This window comes from Zhongshania guokunii, from assembly GCF_040892635.1.
Lineage (GTDB): Bacteria > Pseudomonadota > Gammaproteobacteria > Pseudomonadales > Spongiibacteraceae > Spongiibacter > Spongiibacter guokunii.
This window is the reverse complement of the sequence record NZ_JBFRYA010000008.1, coordinates 154,256-171,498: the sequence shown is the minus strand read 5'-3', so window position 1 is coordinate 171,498 and position 17,243 is coordinate 154,256. Positions and strand designations below refer to the sequence as shown.

Here is a 17,243-nt window from a genome sequence, read left to right as displayed (position 1 = left end):
GTTTTGGTTTTGGTTTTGGTTTTAGCTTAATTTGGGCTTAGGTTTGGACTGGGGTTAATGGTAGTAATCGCTGCCACGCACATTGGCATGCGTCAGTGGCAAGGTGGTTTTCGACTCGGTTTCAGCGGTATTGATCGGGACTTTGTCCATGCTATTGCTGAGGATGGAAGCGATGTTTTTGTAATGCATACCGCCGATGTGTACCGCGCGATGACAAGCGGCTTCTAAGCGCGCTTTGCCATACTTCTTGCTGAGATTAAGCAGACCGAGGCAGGCGCGATAACCGTGTTCAGGGTGACGACGACTCGCCAACTGATGCTCAATGACGGTCTCGGCATGGGGGCCGATACTCGCTGCCCAGCTCAGAAACCGCTGGGGTGACCACTCCTGATGTTTGCGATGTGCTTTGGCCATGTGCAATGGGTCGGTGGTGTGGCCACCGGCATGATGAACGCGAGGATGCACGGCGACTTGCTGGCCGTGATGGAAGATCGCCACCGTCGTATCGCCGGCATGCACCATCACCTCTTCCTTCACCAGCTGGTAAGGCACCGAGTAATAATGGCCGAGGTAGTCGACGTGGTAATCCAGATGAACCCGCGCTTTCTTGATGTGGCGGTAAGTGTACGCAGCGCTAGGCAAGGGTTTTAGTGCCGGTTTATCCAGTTGTTCGAACTGGCTTCGCCGCGTGCCTGGGCGCTTCTTAAAGGGGCGGCGATTTAAATCATCTAACAGTGCGCTGATCGCCATGTTCAACGATGCCAAGGTATAGAACGTCTGCTTTCTAAGCCGCATCATGATCCAGCGCTCGACAATCTGTACGCCTACCTCAGCCTTGGCTTTGTCCTTGGGTTTATAGGGCCGCGCGGGCACGACCGCCACCCCGTAATGCTCGGCCATTTGCTGATAGGTGGGATTGATGTCAGGATCGTATCGACAAGCTTTACTGACCGCGCTTTTAAGGTTGTCGGGCACAACCACAGCGGGTAAGCCGCCATAAAAGGCAAAGGCCCGAACGTGTGAACCCACCCAGTCGGGCAAGCTTTGCGACCACGTCGCTTCGGCAAAGGTATACGAGCTGGCGCCGAGTACCGCGACAAAGACCTGAGCATCACGTACCAGTCCGGTCTCAGGATTCACCACCGACAACGTCGGCCCACAGTAATCCACAAACAGCTTCTCACCTACACAATGTTGCTGACGCATAGACAGCTGCTGCGTTTGGCGCCAGCGCTTAAACAACACGGTAAAGCGGGAGTAGCTGTAGTGATTGTCTGGGTGCGCTTGGGCGTACTCTTGCCACAACAATAACCGCGTCATGCCTTTTTGTTTGAGCTCTTGCTCAATGGCCATAAAGTCGGGCTCGGCAACATCAGACGATGCGACCGTCGACCGGCGGGGCTGAAGCAGCGCCTGAAGCCCCAGCTCAGACAGCTCATCCGGCAATGGCCAGTCGAGGCCTGCGGCGTCGGCGCGCTGCACATACTTGGAAACTGCCCCCACCGATAGGCTCAGGCACAGGGCAATTTGACGCACCGACAGCTGAGCCTCGTATTTTAGGCGTAGGAGTTCTCTTAACTTCATCATAGTGACCCTCTTGGTACTCATGGTCGTTCCCTGTGGTTGAACGAAAAACAAAGGGAACGCAGATTACGGACAATGCCGTTGCCTGCAAGAGATGAAGGGGGTTGTCTGCTACGGCTAAGAAATTTTGCTAAGCGTGAACACCTAATTTTGCGCGGTGGCAAAAGTGTTCACGGTTCGACAAAATTCAGTGTTCACAGTTGAGAAAATTAGATGTTCACGATGGGCGAAAATCGGTGTTCATAGTAGGCAAAAATACGCACCGGTTCGTAAACCTGGGTGAAATACCAAAGGTGATCATCACGCACATTAAAAATCAGTGCCGTTCGCGGGTGACACTGAAGGATCTCCAAACCTATTACACATCGGGCGCGAAGGATCGTCACGTAAAGCTGATTCGGCGCCATCTTAATATAAAAGCCTACGATGCGGCCAAGATCTCTGAATTGGCACAGATTTGGGCACTTGAGGCAGCGACTACCAAAGAAGCATTACCGGATATCATCAATGTCACGTTGGAATATTTGGTCAAAGAGCGATACGAGTTACCGGCGTTCAGTGTACTTGAGCGGATATGTCAGGCGGCCAGGGCCGAAGTCAACACTCGGTATTACGATCAATTGTGTGGCTTTTTAGAGTCTGAAAGTCGCCAATGCATCAACGATATTCTTCGATCTAGCACAGGACTGAATGGTTTTGGTTGGAGCACGCTGAAAAATGAACCCAAACGCCCGACCCCTCGCAATATCCATGCGTACATCCAATACCTGGAATGGCTTACATCCCTGCAAACACTTTTGCCCACGGATTTGGGGTTGCCGCCAGTTAAACACCAGCAGTTTATCAACGAGGCCAAGGCCCTGGATTACGCCGAATTGATGAAACTAAAGCTGAACAAGCGACTCGCACTCGTCATCGTTTTAATCCGGCACCAATACGCACAAACACTGGATAACGCCGCCGATATTTTTATCAAGATGTTGTTAAAAATGGATCGCTCGGCGCAGAAGCTGTTGGAGAAGTACCTTGCAGACCATCAAAAGCAAACCGATCATTTGATTTCTGTGTTGTCTGGGACGGTCAAGGTGTATCTTGATAAACCCGATTCGGTGGCAGCTTTTGATCCGATACTGGGAAAGAACAGTGATCAGCTAATGCAAATGTGCGAACAATATATGGCATTCGCAGGCAACAACTATTTGCCGTTTATGGTTCGACTCTATAAAAAGCAACGATCCACCTTGTTTCGTACGATTGAAATACTCAACCTGGCATCGGCCACGGAAGACAAGGACTTGCTCAATGCGTTCCAGTTTATTTTGACGCACAAAAAGCGTCGCACGGAGTTCCTGTCAATTCAAAGCGATCCGAACGATCCCTCTTCCAGAAATGTCATTAATATTCGCTGGATTCGCGAAAGCTGGTGGAAATTAGTCACGGGAAAATCAACCAAATCAGCACAGGTGTCGGAGGTTAATAAAACCTGTTTTGAGCTGTGTGTGTTTGAACGGATCGCTGAAGAACTAAGTACCGGTGACTTGTTCATTCCCTACAGTGAAACCTTCGATGATTACCGGGAGCAGATGATCACCTGGGAAGAATACGAAGCGCAGTTGCCTACCTATTGCGAGGAGGTAGGGCTCGTCGCCGGTGATACTGAATTTACAACAACGCTGAAGAAGTCCATGGAAACGAGCTGCCGGAAAGCTGACAGCCAATTCCCGGAGGACGAACTGGTTCGTATTGAAAACGGGAATCTGATTATCGGTAAACCAAAGCCTGATCAACCCTTACCTGAAGTCGAAGAAATTGGAGCGCTTTTGCGCGATCGGTTGGACAAAATCAACCTGCTTGATGTGATTATCAATGTCGAAAAGTGGCTGAACCTGAATAAACATTTTGGCCCGTTGTCGGGCTTCGAATCACGTATCAGCGACCCGGAGTTACGTTTTGTCCTGACCGTGTTTTGTTACGGTACCAACATTGGTCCCACCGAAACCGTGCGATCTGTGCAGGGCGTTTCTCGCAAGCAAGTCGCCTGGCTTAACTTAAAACGCACGACGGAAGCGCGTCTCGATAAAGCTATTGCGAAGATCAATAGCGAGTATAAGAAATACCGGCTCATTGAGTGTTGGGGATCAGGCAGCAGTGTGTCCGCTGATGGAAAGCTTTGGGATCTCTACGAAGATAATTTGCTATCTGAATACCATATTCGGTATGGCAGCTATGGCGGCATTGCCTATTACCACGTCTCGGACACCTATATTGCATTGTTCAGCCGGTTTATTCCCTGCGGTGTCTACGAGGCGATTTATATCTTGGACGGCCTACTCAACGATGAATCTGATTTTAATCCGGACACCGTTCACGGCGATACACAGGCGCAATCCACACCCGTCTTTGGCCTGGCGTACTTGCTGGGCATAAAGCTCATGCCCCGTATCCGAAATATCAAAGATCTCAGCTTTTATAAGCCTGATCGCTCCATGGTACTCAAGCATATTCAGTCTTTGTTCAAGGAGCCGATCAAGTGGGATCTCATTGAAAAGCACTATGCGGATATGATGCGAACGGCCATGTCAGTTAAAGCAGGGAAAATCACCGCTTCGACAATCCTGCGCCGGTTCGGCACCAAGAACCGGAAAAACAAGCTGTACTTTGCGTTCCGTGAACTCGGGCGCGTGGTCAGAACCATGTTTTTGCTGGAATACATTACCGACGTTGATCTGCGCAAAACAATCCAGGCAGCGACCTGTAAGAGCGAAGAGTTCAATGAGTTTGCCCGGTGGTTGTTTTTTGCTAATGGCGGGAAAATTCCTGCAAACTTGAGACACGAACAAAGCAAAATCGTTAAATACAATCATTTGCTGGCCAACTTCGCGATCTTATACAACGTAAACGCGATGACCGAAGTGTTCAATCAATTGAAGTCGGAAGGGTACAATATTACCCGCGACATTATGGCCGAATTCTCACCGTATCATACCGAGCATTTGGGGCGGCTAGGAAGTTTTGAGCTGGATCTAACCAAGCAGGTTAAGCCCATGACTTTTGAACTGCTGGTTGATTAATTCATAATATTCAATCGGTTACGTTAGAAGTGGCTAAATTCAACGCTTTTACCGGCCGGACCTCTAATATGCTTCGCTAACGAAGCTTTGATCACAGTCTTCACATCGGATGGAGAGGCGCGGCTTCCCGTACACCTTCACTTGACAGCCAGGGCAGTGATATCGGTAGCGAGTTTTTCGCTTGGGGGGTTCGGATACGACGAAACTCTCTGGCATCAATTCCGCGTACGTCGCGTTCTCGATCGGAATTTGGTGAGGACGAACTGGGGAGAGTTGTGTCTCCTCTGTAAAGTGCTTGATGATCTCGTAAGTGGCATCAGCTGATGGCATGTCAGTATTGGATGCGATTAAGAGCGGCTTCGTGTTGGGATCAGCGATAATCGGACTAAATAATCTCGGTAGTGCCTTGCGATCCACCCAAGCCAGTTGGAAAGCGCCCTCCTTTTCAAGTTTCGTGAAAGCGACAAGAAACCTGCCCCCTTCGATGATGTAATCCCCCATTTGCTGACCAGTAATGTCACCGCCTGGTTCGCCCGTTGACGAAGGCATGAGACCGACGTCTATCATTTTCATTGCCCATTCTTTGTTGTGGTAGTAACTCCGTCCAGGATTGCCAAAATTGTACTGCCAACAATGGACCATTTCGTGCACTAAGGTCTGCATGACTTCGATTAAGCGGCTGTTGGCAACGTAAGCCGGATTGATCGCGATTTCGTCGCATTTCCTCCCGCCAAGACTCCCCCATCGCTTGGGAGAAAAATAACCCATCACCCCTTTCGTACGCTGCACCGTGAAAATCACTACTGGCAATTCATTTCCGAACAGTTCGTCGTTGAAATGCGAATAGGCAAAGTGGAGTGAGGAATACAGTTCTTGCGAAGGGGTCATATTCGGCGGCAATCAATTGAGAGATATTTTGCGCAATTGTAAGCCAAAAATGCATTGTACAAAAACCAAGAAGACGCACCAGAAAGGTGCACCACCAACCATGTCGTATGTTTTCTGATCAATAGTGGAAGAAATTGCTTGAATTTTGTAGTGTACACTACAAAAATAATCGATTTTGGTTATATGGAATGCAGATGTGAATTGTATTTCGAATAACAATAGTGTCTGCCTTCCCAATCTAACACAGGATGAACAATGTCCAGCATAAAGATACTGTCTCGAGCTCGCAAAGCCACCTTCGATGGAGTTCCCAATTTTTCCGCGACTGAGCGCAAGAGCCTCATGCTGCAGGACAAACGTGCCAAGACCCTCCTTCGGACGTTTCGAAGCAACGAAAATAAAGTAGGGTTCTTGATCCAACGCGCATATTTCCAAGCCAAGGGACGCTTTTTTTCAAAGTCCCAGTTCAAACCGAAGGACGTTCGTGAAGCGGAGCGCGCTCTCGGTTTGAGAAAGCCTTGCAACCTTGATCTCTATTCCGATGCTAGCGCCTCCGTTCACCGTAAAAAGATACTAGAGTTGCACGGCTGGCAATCCTACACACCGGCGGCAGCCAAGGAATTACTTTCGCTGGCGGCTATCCACAGCAAGTCACTAATGCGGAACGAGGACATTCTCTTTACCTTGTTGGAGTATTGCTGGCGCAACAAAACCGTAATCCCCAGTTACACGACACTCGAAAATATTGTCGCCTCCGCCACTGCCGAATTTCAGCAAGAAACGTTGAAAAGGCTGGACGGCGCCATTACAAATGACCAGCGTAATACGCTGCTTTCATTGATTTTGGATAAAGAGCGCGCCAGTGAGTTTACTAAGCTGAAAAATATCAAACTCGGAACCGAGCAAAGGATATTGCGCGAAAATGCGGAAATCTTGGAGCAGTTCCGGGAAATCTTCTTCAGCGCATTACCGCTGATTGAAACGCTAGACCTCCCTACCTCAGCGGTGAAGGAATACGCCAGCTGGATCTATAACTCAAACCTATCACAGATACAAAGATTTAAGAACAGGAACCTGTTGACATTGCGACTTCTCTGCTTTGCCCAGGACCAATTCTTTCTTCGCCAGGATTACGCTATCGATGCCATCGTTAAAACACTTAGAAGTGTTTTAAACTCGGCGCGGGGGATGGAGCGTAAGCAACGCGAACAGGAGGAAGATGCACTCCAGAACGCCAACGCAATCGTAGTAAACTCGGCAAAGAATGCCGATGGCGTAATTCGGCTAATCAGTCAGATTTTCGATGATGCTTCACTCTCCGACTCTACACAAAACGAGCAGATTTCCAACCTTGTTCAAAATTACCTCGAAGCCATAAATCCCCAGTTTACCGATCATGTGACCAAAATTGAAAATCAACTCCTACTCAGAGGCTCGCAAAGCCGATTTTATGATTACCTGTTCAATGTCGCGACTACGTTAGTGAAGTCACTTATTCCACTTGTCCGAGCAGTTGAGTACGACGAAAAAAGCACGGCCAAATCACTGCTCGCTGCAATCAGCGCTATAAAGGACACAAATTTTCGAGTCGACGATTCCACTTCATGCGATTTTATGACGAAAAAAGATATCGCCGCCTATCAAAAAGAATGCGGGGTTCCACAAATATCAAAGTACAAAGTTATTGTCTTGTCACAGCTGAGCGCCGCCATCCTTGGCAGAACTTTAACGCTCAAATACTCTTACAGGTACCTGTCAGACCAGCATAATCTCATCTCTGATAAAGAATGGCTTGAAAAGCGTGATGAAATTTTATTCGCTACCAACTTGAAGCATTTCGTTGATGGAAAATCGGCAATCGCTGCCATTTCGAAGAAACTGGAAAAAGCCTATAAAACGCTAAATGCCGGCTTGGCGAATAATGATTTCGTCACAATCAATAAAAACGGGAGCTGGAAAACACGTACTGAATCGGCGGATTACAGTTCAGCAGAATTTATTCCGAAACTCATTGGCGACAGCGGATCACACACTCTGCATGAAATTTTAAGAGAGATCGACACCTACTCAAACTTCAGCGACAATTTCCGAAACTACCAGGATTCGCATGGAAAGCAAACCGCCGATAAAAAGGTGCTCTACGCTGTGTTGATGAGTCTCGGCACGAATATCGGTCATACGGATATGGCCAAGGCAAGCGGCATCAGCCGTAAGCTCCTTTCCGACACAGAGAAGAACTGGTTTAGTTCGGATAACTTGATGAAGGCTAATGCTGCAATCATCCGCGTTATTCGCGAATTGCCACTACCGATAATATATAACGAAAGGGATGATGTCTTACATACGAGTAGCGATGGCAAGAAAGTCATCGTCGCCGTGGATTCGCTTTTAGCGAATTACTCCTATAAGTATTACGGCAAGGAGCAAGGGATAAACGTCAATAGTTTCGTTGATACAAGTCAAGCGTTTTTCCATGTCAACGTGCTGAGCAGCTCTGATCGCGAAGCGGCCTTTATGATGGACGGTATTGCCAGGGCGCAACAGTATTCATTAATCGAAAACATCGACATGAGTGTACACAAGCATTCTACAGATACGCACGGATATACTGATGCTATGTTCGCCGGACTACATCTGCTAGATGTGTCGTTTGCTCCACGCTTAAGTGATATCTCCTCAAGTGCCTTATACTCGGCCACGAGCAGCTCACTCATCAAGAATTCTGGTTATCTGATTGGCCCGAAGACTCAAATCAATATCACGCAGATTCTTGAAAACTGGGATGATATTCTTCGTCTTATGGCTACCATAAAAAGCGGTAGGCAGTCTGCATCGCTTATATTTCGGCGCCTGGCGGCTAGCGCCCGAGAAAGCGCGCTGTACAAGGCAATAAAATCTCTTGGAAAGCTCATAAAATCGCAGTTTATTGCAACCTATCTACACGATGGCGATCTCAGACGCTCGATTCATAAGCAACTTAACCGAGTCGAGCTAGGGCAGAAATTTTCGCGCGCATTATTTTTCGGTCGCGAAGGTAAGCTCCAAGTCGGCGCCGAGGCTGAAATACTGAAAGCGATGCAGTGTAAATCGCTTTTGAAAAATGTCGTCATTTTATGGAACTACTTGTATTTGTCCGACCATATTGTGAGCTTGAAAGACAGCAACGAAATTGAATCTACAATAGATTCAATTTCAGAGGGGTCGGTAATTTCATGGAGGCATATCAATAAGCATGGAAAGTACGACTTTAATCATAAGCCAATCAAATCTTTCAAGGCGACTATCAGCGAGATGAAGAAAATAAAAGTCTTCAGACAGCGATTAGCCGCAACGTAATACTGCTGTTCATGGGTAGCTCGGATACTAGCACGCCTCACCGTCCGAGAGAGCCGAGCCGAAAAGCGGCACTTGAAGATAGGAGCCCCTCTACCCGCATTCGAAAATCGTGAAGCAAAGATATTTTCAGCTCATGCCCAAGACTCAGATGCAAAACGAAAATGTGGCTCAGATTGGCGCCTTACCAAGCGCGGTACGGTCGAAAACGGCCAGCTATTATTTTTATAAATCAAATAGATACCTGATGGTAACGAAAGATTAGGACCAAATTTAGTCAAATACCCTATAGTGCAGAAGTAGACTGACATTCAGATTGGCATCTTCACTAATTCTAATACTGTTTAGTATTCGACATAGAGTATTAGGGCGTTTACAATGGAGCCCTCAGGTATTCACTGGTAATCAAGCCATGGCCAAAGCTAAACCAACGCCGCTGTATCCAACTTACGCCGAGCTCAAAGACTTTCGCTTTGAAGAATACCCTGAGCTCAAAGCCTTTTTAGAATCAGCTGAACCTTGGCGCCTACAACACTGGCGCTGGGGCCAAGAGTTTCTACAGTACATCGGCCGCAATAAATCTGAACATACTTACACGCGGTTTCGCAACGAAATTGAACGTTTCTTATTATGGGTATTTCTTTTTCAATCCAAGCCTATGGATCAATTTCGCAAAGCCGATATTTTGGATTATGCCGACTTTTGCTGGCAACCGCCGGTGTCGTGGATTTGCCTTGCGAACCACGAGAAATTCCTTTGCCAAAACGGCCTTCATACCCAGAATCCACTTTGGGCGCCATTTAAGCTCAAACTGCCCAAACGCGCCGATAACGATGTGCTGGCCGACAAGAAAAAATACAAGCCGTCTCAACAAACCTTAACCGCAACATTCACGGCGATAACTGTGTTCTATAAATACCTTATGAGTGAAGAATATCTGTACGGCAATCCCGCACAAATTGCCAAGGGTGATTGCCGACACTTTATTAGCGATGCTCAGGTTAAAGAGGTTCGCCGCCTTAGCGAATCTCAGTGGCAATACGTTTTTGATGTGGCCCACACATTGGCTGAAGAAGACGATTTGTATGAGCGCAGCCTCTTTGTTATCTGCGCGATGAAAACCCTATTCCTACGTATTTCGGAGCTATCCGAGCGCCCTAACTGGTCGCCAATAATGAGTCATTTCTGGGAGGATTCTGAGGGGAATTGGTGGCTAAAAGCCTTCGGAAAAGGCCGTAAACTGCGGGATATTACCGTGCCAAACAGCTTTATTCCCTATTTGAAGCGATACCGCAGCTACCGTGGCCTAAGCAAGCTACCTTCACCGGGAGACAACTCCCCTATCGTTGAAAAAATTCGCGGCCAAGGTGGTATGACCTCCCGCCAACTCACACGCATTGTGCAGCAGGTCTTTGATAAGGCTTATGAGGAAATGCGCGCGGCCGAAGGTGATGACAAGGCCCGCAAATTAAAAGAGGCGTCTACCCACTGGTTACGCCACACCGGCGCTAGCATGGAAATCGAGCGAGGTCGTGCTTTAAAGGACCTTTCAGAGGATCTTGGTCACTCCAGCATGGCAACTACCGACACCGTGTATGTGCAGACCGAAAACCGGATTCGCGCAGAGAGCGGAAAAGCACGAAAAGTTAACTAACCCAGCTTGCACTGAACCTAAATTAGTCTTAATTGCTGCTATTTCTGGGATTTTATCCAGAGCCGTAGGACCCACACAAAGCTCAGTATCATCCCCAGCCACGCGACAGTTGTTAATGTGGCAGCGAAGGATTTATCTGCCGGCAATGCGTCCCAGCGGTAAAGAATATTAAACCAATCGTGGTCACCACCACCGACTAAGGGCAGCTGTTGCGCCCTTGCGTCTGCTACGTAGCGGGCAATATTCAGAAAGTTCTGAAACAACCAAAGTAGACCAAGCCCGGCTTGCATGATTTGGCCGCGACGGTAGAAGGACATAAACACTATTAGAGGGAATACCAATTGCCCGAAGGTGCCGCCATAGAGACCAGCAGTTTGACCAAAAAAGCCAAATAACACATGCCCTGCTTCATGAAAGGCAAGGTTTGCGTGGTCTAAAATAGGGATAAAGCGATTGTATCCGCCACCGTAATAAGCCAGCAATATAACAAACGTCGCAGCAATTGCTAAGACCCCTGCGGGACTTACATTTGCTGGAAAACCATCAGCAGAATGCCTGCTGATGGAGCTTGGCGTCTTTCGTAACGGGGGCATAGTTTTTCCCGAATAGAGGCGAGCTTATTTCGCGCTATCCGCATCGACAAAGACCTGCTCTTTCCAGTCAGCACCAAGTTCTTTCTCAATATAGTCACGCATAAATTGGCGGATTTTTTGCGAGGGTGTGACGTCTTCCTGTTCACACAGCTTTTCGAACGCGGCCTTCTTATGCGGGTCTACTAACAGGGTTAATCGTGCGGTCCGTTTTTCCATGGAGAAGCTCATTTATTAGAAGAACTGCTATGTTAAATCAATAAAAATAGCAGTGTGCTTTAACGGCACAGATTGCCCTAGTGCCGTAACAAATCGTCATCGGATCCTAATAATCATCCGTCAGCCCTTTAATGTAGGGCCCGCGCCAACTAAAGCAGCGCCTTCAGTTGTATCTGTAAACTTTTGAAAATTATCAATAAACTTGGAGGCTAACGAGAGCGCTTTTTCTGTCCACTGCCCAACTTCTGCGTAACTCTGACGGGGATCCAAGAGACTATCCTCTATACCGTCTAAGGCACGCGGCGTTGCCAAATTAAATATTGGGAGGGTATTAAACGTGGCCTCTTCTATTGAGCCATCCAAAATCGCATCGATGATCTGGCGGGTGGCTTTAATCGAAATACGCTCGCCGCTACCATTCCAACCAGTGTTAACCAAATAGGCTTGGGCGCTGGCATTAGCCATGCGCTTATTTAAAACTTCGGCGTACTGCGTGGGGTGTAAACTTAAAAATGCGGCTCCAAAGCACGACGAAAATGTCGGTGTAGGTTCGGTAATCCCGCGCTCAGTACCCGCTAACTTTGAGGTGTAACCAGACAGGAAATAGTACTCGGCCTGCTCTTTTGTTAAGCGCGTTACCGGCGGCAATACACCAAAAGCGTCGGCTGTTAGGAAGATTACTTTAGAGGCGTGGCCGCCCACCGAAATTGGCTTAACAATATTTTCAATGTGGTAGATCGGGTATGAGACGCGGGTATTTTCAGTTTTTGAGTTGTCTGCGTAATCAATATTGCCGTCAGAATCGACAGCCACATTTTCCAATAGCGCGTCGCGCTTGATGGCGGCGTAGATTTCCGGCTCCTGCTCTTGGCTCAAGTTGATGGTTTTTGCGTAGCAGCCGCCCTCAAAATTAAAGACGCCGTTATCGTCCCAGCCGTGTTCATCGTCGCCGATCAGTGCCCGTTTCGGGTCGGTAGAAAGGGTGGTTTTACCCGTGCCCGACAGGCCAAAAAAGATCGCCGTATCTCCGTTTTCACCAACGTTAGCTGAGCAGTGCATGGAGGCCATGCCCTTTTGTGGCAGCAAATAATTCATTACCGAGAAAATGCCCTTTTTCATTTCTCCGCCATACCATGTGCCGCCAATAAGCTGTATACCTTCGGTCATATTAAAGGCAACGAAATTTTCAGAATTCAGGCCCTGCTCTTCCCAGTTAGGATTAGTAGCTTTAGCGCCATTCAATACTACAAAATCAGGGTCGAAATTTTCTAATTCTGCGGCACTAGGCCGAATAAACATATTTTTAACAAAATGCGACTGCCATGCGACTTCGGTTACAAAGCGCACTTTCAAGCGGCTAGCGGCGTTAGCACCACAAAATAGGTCATCTACAAACAAGCGCTTGCCGCTGAGTTGCTCGCCTACAACTAATTTAAGCGACTGCCAAATGTCCTCATTGATAGGTTTGTTGTCGTTATTGCCTTGGTCTGACCACCACAGCGTGTCGCGGGTGGTGTCGTCTTTAACAAAGTACTTATCCTTGGGTGAGCGGCCAGTAAAAATGCCAGTATCTACCGCCACTGCGCCACTCTTGGTTACCACTCCTGCCTCATAACCTGAAAGCTCAGGACGTGTCTCTTCTTGAAATAGGACGTCGTATTCAGTGTTGTAGAGGACCGCTGATGGGCTATGTATACCGTAGCTAGAGAGTGCTTGATGAAGTTTAGTTGAGCTCATTGGGCGTCCTTCGGTTTGCAATTGATTGGGGTTGCGCGCTTAGCATTCATTGAATGTTAATAAGATTAACATATAATGCACATCTGGCTAGCCCTTGTGCCAGCAATGACCTAGTATTCAAAGCGATATTAATCAGCGTCCAGCTTATGTGCTTACATGCCGGTACTTAGCCGATAAGAGTAAAGGAACATCGCTATTACTTATGCACTAAACGAGGTTGAGATCATGCTATTGAATGATGCCATTGCCCTCGGGGAAAATGGCAGTTGGCTGGAAGCCCAGGTCAGAGTAAGCCCTGGCACTAAAATACCAAGCAGTAAAACCCAATGGTTTGTGATGCTGCGCGACACCAGTAATAAATCGTTTGTGCTCGCCGATAATGACGACCAACCCATTGCCAGCGAAGACATGAGCGCCCTCGCCGAGTTAATTAGGCAAATTGGCCTAAAAGAATTCACCGTATTTTTGTAATTAGATTTAAGGAAAACCCTATGAGTAGCCTTCCACCCTGCCCCAAATGCCAGTCGGCCTTCGTCTACGATGATCGCGACACTTTGATCTGCCCTGAGTGCGCCCATGAATGGAAGCTAAACAGCGGCGATGATGAAAATAGCGACATCGCAAAAGTAAAAGATGCCAATGGCAATGATATTTTTGAAGGTGACAGCGCCACACTAATTAAAGATTTAAAAGTAAAAGGCAGCTCCACCGTAATAAAAATTGGCACCAAACTCAAAATCAACCGCATCGTCGATGGCGACCACAATATCGACTGCCGCGTAGATAAAATCGGTGAAATGATGTTGAAGTCAGAGTTTGTCAAAAAGGCGAACAGTTAACTCAATCCGCGCGGCTGGCACTTGCTGTCGTCGTGCATATCAAGTATTGGTTACAGATGCTGGTAAATTCCAAGCGTGTAAAAGCATCGAAGGCAAGGTTCTTCGGCTCTTCATCATTCACGGGGTATTCGCGAGGTCTAACGAGATTTGGTGCCCGGGGCCGGACTTGAACCGGCACGACATTGCTGTCGGGAGATTTTAAGTCTCCTGTGTCTACCGATTTCACCACCCGGGCTAAGGGGTTCTGGCGTAAGAGCCAGTAATGATGCAAAAACCTATAAACAACGGCTTTTGGGTAGCGCTAGTGCTTTAAAAGCGTTCGCAGTCTACTGATATGATTCAAAAAAATCAACGGCTTAGACTGCTTTATTGTTAGCTAAATTACCTGCAGGTGGTGGCGTGCCCTTTTATGCCCCTGGTATTTGCGTAAACCCAGTAGCGCAGCAAACAGAGCAAGCACACTCCACAGCGGGTATTTAAGCCCGTAAACCAAGGGGCTCAGGCCTACCCGGCTTACAAAACGCAGGGTGCTGGAGCCCGCTATATAGTCTGCAATCGGTGGCGAGTAGTGATAATAGCTTGCCACAAATCGTTGCCCCCACTGGTAAGGCATCAACACATTGTCGCGAAAGTCGCGCAATATTTTTACGTCTGGCGCCAAATAACTTCCATAAGCGGCCGTTGCAATAAAGCAGGCGCCCCCTCCCCCGCCACCACTCTGGGCGGCAGGAACAGAGGGGGATGGCGCGGGGTTACCCACGGCAATAGACAAAGAGGTTGCGGCGGTCTCGGCGTTTATTAGACCGCTGGCGCTTACATCGTCATAACCGGTGGCTGCTCTGCGGCCATTAACATCAATAGCCGTAGCTTTTAACGCGCTTATGATTTGCGCCGGCGTGGCACTGGGATAAGCCTGTTTTAGCAGCGCGAAAACCGCCGCCGCATTGGGCGCAGCAGCAGAGGTACCGAAGAAATTAGGGAAACTATCTGGCTCGCCATCTTCAGGGGCGACATTGCTCGACGGCGCACCTAAAAAGGTGTTGTTGTTGCCATCGATGGCGGCAAAGCTTGGAACATTGCGATTTACGAGCTGGTAATTGCCATTTTGATCGAACTGTATTTTGCGAATGCCACCGCGAGAGGTAAACGGTTCGGGGTCTATACCAAGAGTGTCATAGCCTTCTGGGCGAAACTCCGGCGACTCCCACCAAGGCACAGCGGCAACCGAGGCGACATTTGCTGCGGCTGAGTGCCCCCAAATCGCGATGCCGTTAAAGTTGTATTCAACGGCACTAGGCTGGCCGCCGGTAAGTAGTATTCGAAACTCCACTGGCACCCCAGCTTGCTGGGGAATATCGTTCTGGCTACCGTCAAAGTGCTCTACTGCTATGTAAAAGGTTTGGCTTGCCGCGCCAGTAGCGAGGGTGACAAATTCATAGGCGTCGCCACTGGCTTGCCCGGTTGTTCCCTGTTGATTTGCGCTGCGCTCATAGAAACTGGGGTGAATTGGGTTTAGGGCTAAAACACTGGCCTCGGTTGTGGCGTAGAGGTCTAAATCGATTTGGGCGCCATTTGCTGGATTAATCGAGGCATAGGGCTGGTTCCAGTTCAGCACAACATAAACCGTGCTATTCGGGGTAAGGGTGATGCTTAAAAAACGATCATTACCGCTGGCGCTCCAGTTGTGCAGGTCGTTACCACTTGGCCACAGGGTGATGCCGGGTTCGTCTAAGCTCTCATTTGAGTCTTTATAAACATAGCGGTAGGCCTGATCTCCGTCGTTACCCGCAGCAGTTAAGTAGGGTATGCCAGCGGCAACACAGCGGGTTGCTGCAGCCGCAGGAGCGTCGTCTTGATAGCTGCTTTCGCTAATGAACAAGATGTCGTCGACCACGATAGTGGCCTTATTGGCAGCGCAAAGATTATCTATTGCCGTTGCCATTTCTGCTCGGCTTTGGCCTGCGGCATGAAATAAGATATTTGCACCAGGCGCAACGTCGTACGCCAGCTCTGCCATCGCAGCGCCTTCGTCGGTACCATCAGGCACGTCGTCGCGCAGTAGGCCAACTACCGACGGAAGATCACCGCTAACTTGGTTGATCGCGCTCTGTAAATTTCCCGCGACGTTTTTGGCTGGCGTTGTATTGATACCGCGTACTGAGGGCGTCTGCGCAAAACTGTCTGAAATGATCCCAATGGTTTGCCCGCTGCCGTTAACTGCCAGATTGCTGCTAAGCGCAGTGGAGCGCATGGCGCGGTCGGCGCGGCTACTCACCGAGCCCGCGCGAAGCACCGAAGGCTCAGCCAACGACAGAGAATTTACAGTAGTCTGCTCCGCCAAGCGCACTAACGCAGTAGCGTCGTAGACCCGAACCGTTGCATGGCGGCCGTTGTCGCTTAAATAAAGTAGGTCTATGCCTTGTTCGCTCAGAAATATGGGCAGTTCATTGGCATCGCTTAGCTGCAATACCACTACTACTCCCTGGTCTGCTGCGCTATTGATGTTGCGTTGCAATCGTAGCTCAGGCAAAGCCTTAGCACGTGATGTACTAGCAAAATCAGGTGTTTCTGAGCGGATAAGACTGCGCAGGTGGCTGTCTATTTTAGCGGTACTGGCTGACTCCTGTGCAAATTTCTGCTTGAGGTTTAACTCCGCAAAACTGTTTTGGCTGGCGCACATCAAGCCACTCATCACAAAGACCGCCCAACTAATTTTTACGCTCATCAAATGCCCTTAGAGTTAAATCACGTTTTGGTGCAGCGGTACTAACCGATACTGCGCTCACACCCTGCATACCCGCCAGCTTTTTTAACTGTTCCTGGGTGTTGACCCAAAGTGTTAGACGCTGATTGCCGGTGTTAATGTAATCTAACTTATAGCCTGCGTTTTTGAAATTAGCGATCATTGATTCTGCATTATGTGACCAATACCGAACATCCACCAAAATGCCTAACTCAGGATCAACGCGCACTGTTAAACCACCTTCGGTTATACGCCAAAGTGACTCGTCTAGATTTACAAGGGTATTTAACGGCGGCTGCAATACCACACCTTCGATAATGGCGACTTCTCGATCTAGCTGCTGGCGGCCGGCCTCTTGATTGCTGCACGCAAAGAGCAATCCGCCAAGGGCAAGGCCGATGCAAATCAGGTCAAATGCGGCGATGAAACAATTTTTGAGGGTGAGCATAGATCCATTTGCTCCTAAAGATAGCTTGCTAGGTTCAATCATGCGGCTAGCTTAACGCTTTAGTTAGTTGAGCAAAGTAAGGGATTTACACATATAAGTAGCGCTAAAAACCGATTATATAGCCGGAGTTAGCGACT

12 protein-coding genes and 1 tRNA gene are annotated in these 17,243 nt (G+C 48.5%); 5 read left to right on the top strand and 8 right to left on the bottom strand.

Going from position 1 to position 17,243, the window contains the following annotated elements:
- Nucleotides 1-54: 54 nt before the first annotated feature.
- Nucleotides 55-1,608 (bottom strand): IS21 family transposase, encoded by a 1,554-nt coding sequence (gene istA / locus AB4876_RS11000; RefSeq protein ID WP_368381711.1) that lies wholly within the window; start codon nucleotides 1,606-1,608, stop codon nucleotides 55-57.
- A 176-nt stretch (nucleotides 1,609-1,784) separates the two neighbouring features.
- Between istA and AB4876_RS10995 the strand changes: the two genes are divergently transcribed.
- Nucleotides 1,785-4,655 (top strand): Tn3 family transposase, encoded by a 2,871-nt coding sequence (locus AB4876_RS10995; RefSeq protein WP_438273412.1) that lies wholly within the window; start codon nucleotides 1,785-1,787, stop codon nucleotides 4,653-4,655.
- A 63-nt stretch (nucleotides 4,656-4,718) separates the two neighbouring features.
- Here the strand turns inward: AB4876_RS10995 and AB4876_RS10990 are convergent, their stop codons facing one another.
- A complete protein-coding gene (locus AB4876_RS10990) occupies nucleotides 4,719-5,543 on the bottom strand; it encodes a SprT-like domain-containing protein (protein ID WP_368381710.1) in 825 nt (274 codons plus the stop codon).
- A 255-nt stretch (nucleotides 5,544-5,798) separates the two neighbouring features.
- On the opposite strand from AB4876_RS10990, the gene AB4876_RS10985 reads away from it, so the two are divergent.
- On the top strand, nucleotides 5,799-8,879 hold the full coding sequence (locus tag AB4876_RS10985) for a Tn3 family transposase (RefSeq protein ID WP_368381709.1): 3,081 nt from the start codon (nucleotides 5,799-5,801) through the stop codon (nucleotides 8,877-8,879).
- Nucleotides 8,880-9,288: 409 nt separating this feature from the next.
- Nucleotides 9,289-10,530 (top strand): tyrosine-type recombinase/integrase, encoded by a 1,242-nt coding sequence (locus AB4876_RS10980; RefSeq protein ID WP_368381708.1) that lies wholly within the window; start codon nucleotides 9,289-9,291, stop codon nucleotides 10,528-10,530.
- A gap of 38 nt (nucleotides 10,531-10,568) precedes the next feature.
- Here the strand turns inward: AB4876_RS10980 and AB4876_RS10975 are convergent, their stop codons facing one another.
- The 3 genes from AB4876_RS10975 to pckA form a co-directional block, all read right to left on the bottom strand.
- Nucleotides 10,569-11,123 carry a hypothetical protein gene (locus AB4876_RS10975; RefSeq protein WP_368381707.1) on the bottom strand — a complete coding sequence of 185 codons (555 nt, stop codon included), beginning with the start codon at nucleotides 11,121-11,123 and terminating at the stop codon, nucleotides 10,569-10,571.
- Between the two features lie 24 nt (nucleotides 11,124-11,147).
- A complete protein-coding gene (locus AB4876_RS10970; RefSeq protein ID WP_368381706.1) occupies nucleotides 11,148-11,339 on the bottom strand; it encodes a ribbon-helix-helix protein in 192 nt (63 codons plus the stop codon).
- A gap of 120 nt (nucleotides 11,340-11,459) precedes the next feature.
- Nucleotides 11,460-13,076, bottom strand: a complete 1,617-nt coding sequence (pckA, locus tag AB4876_RS10965) for a phosphoenolpyruvate carboxykinase (ATP) (protein ID WP_368381705.1) — start codon at nucleotides 13,074-13,076, stop codon at nucleotides 11,460-11,462.
- A 225-nt stretch (nucleotides 13,077-13,301) separates the two neighbouring features.
- Between pckA and AB4876_RS10960 the strand changes: the two genes are divergently transcribed.
- Both AB4876_RS10960 and AB4876_RS10955 read left to right on the top strand, forming a co-directional pair.
- Nucleotides 13,302-13,547: a hypothetical protein gene (locus AB4876_RS10960; protein WP_368381704.1), complete on the top strand. Its 246-nt coding sequence runs from the start codon at nucleotides 13,302-13,304 to the stop codon at nucleotides 13,545-13,547.
- 20 nt (nucleotides 13,548-13,567) lie between these two features.
- Nucleotides 13,568-13,915, top strand: coding sequence for a zinc ribbon domain-containing protein YjdM (locus AB4876_RS10955; RefSeq protein WP_368381703.1), 348 nt, complete (start codon nucleotides 13,568-13,570; stop codon nucleotides 13,913-13,915).
- Nucleotides 13,916-14,063: 148 nt separating this feature from the next.
- Here the strand turns inward: AB4876_RS10955 and AB4876_RS10950 are convergent.
- From AB4876_RS10950 to AB4876_RS10940, 3 genes are all read right to left on the bottom strand, one after another.
- A tRNA-Leu gene (locus AB4876_RS10950) sits at nucleotides 14,064-14,150 on the bottom strand.
- Between the two features lie 141 nt (nucleotides 14,151-14,291).
- Entirely contained in the window at nucleotides 14,292-16,640 is a 2,349-nt protein-coding gene (locus tag AB4876_RS10945) for a CFI-box-CTERM domain-containing protein (protein WP_368381701.1), read from the bottom strand.
- Nucleotides 16,624-17,106 carry a hypothetical protein gene (locus AB4876_RS10940; protein WP_368381700.1) on the bottom strand — a complete coding sequence of 161 codons (483 nt, stop codon included), beginning with the start codon at nucleotides 17,104-17,106 and terminating at the stop codon, nucleotides 16,624-16,626. Before AB4876_RS10940 ends, AB4876_RS10945 begins: the two co-directional genes overlap by 17 nt.
- Between the last annotated feature and the right edge of the window lie 137 nt (nucleotides 17,107-17,243).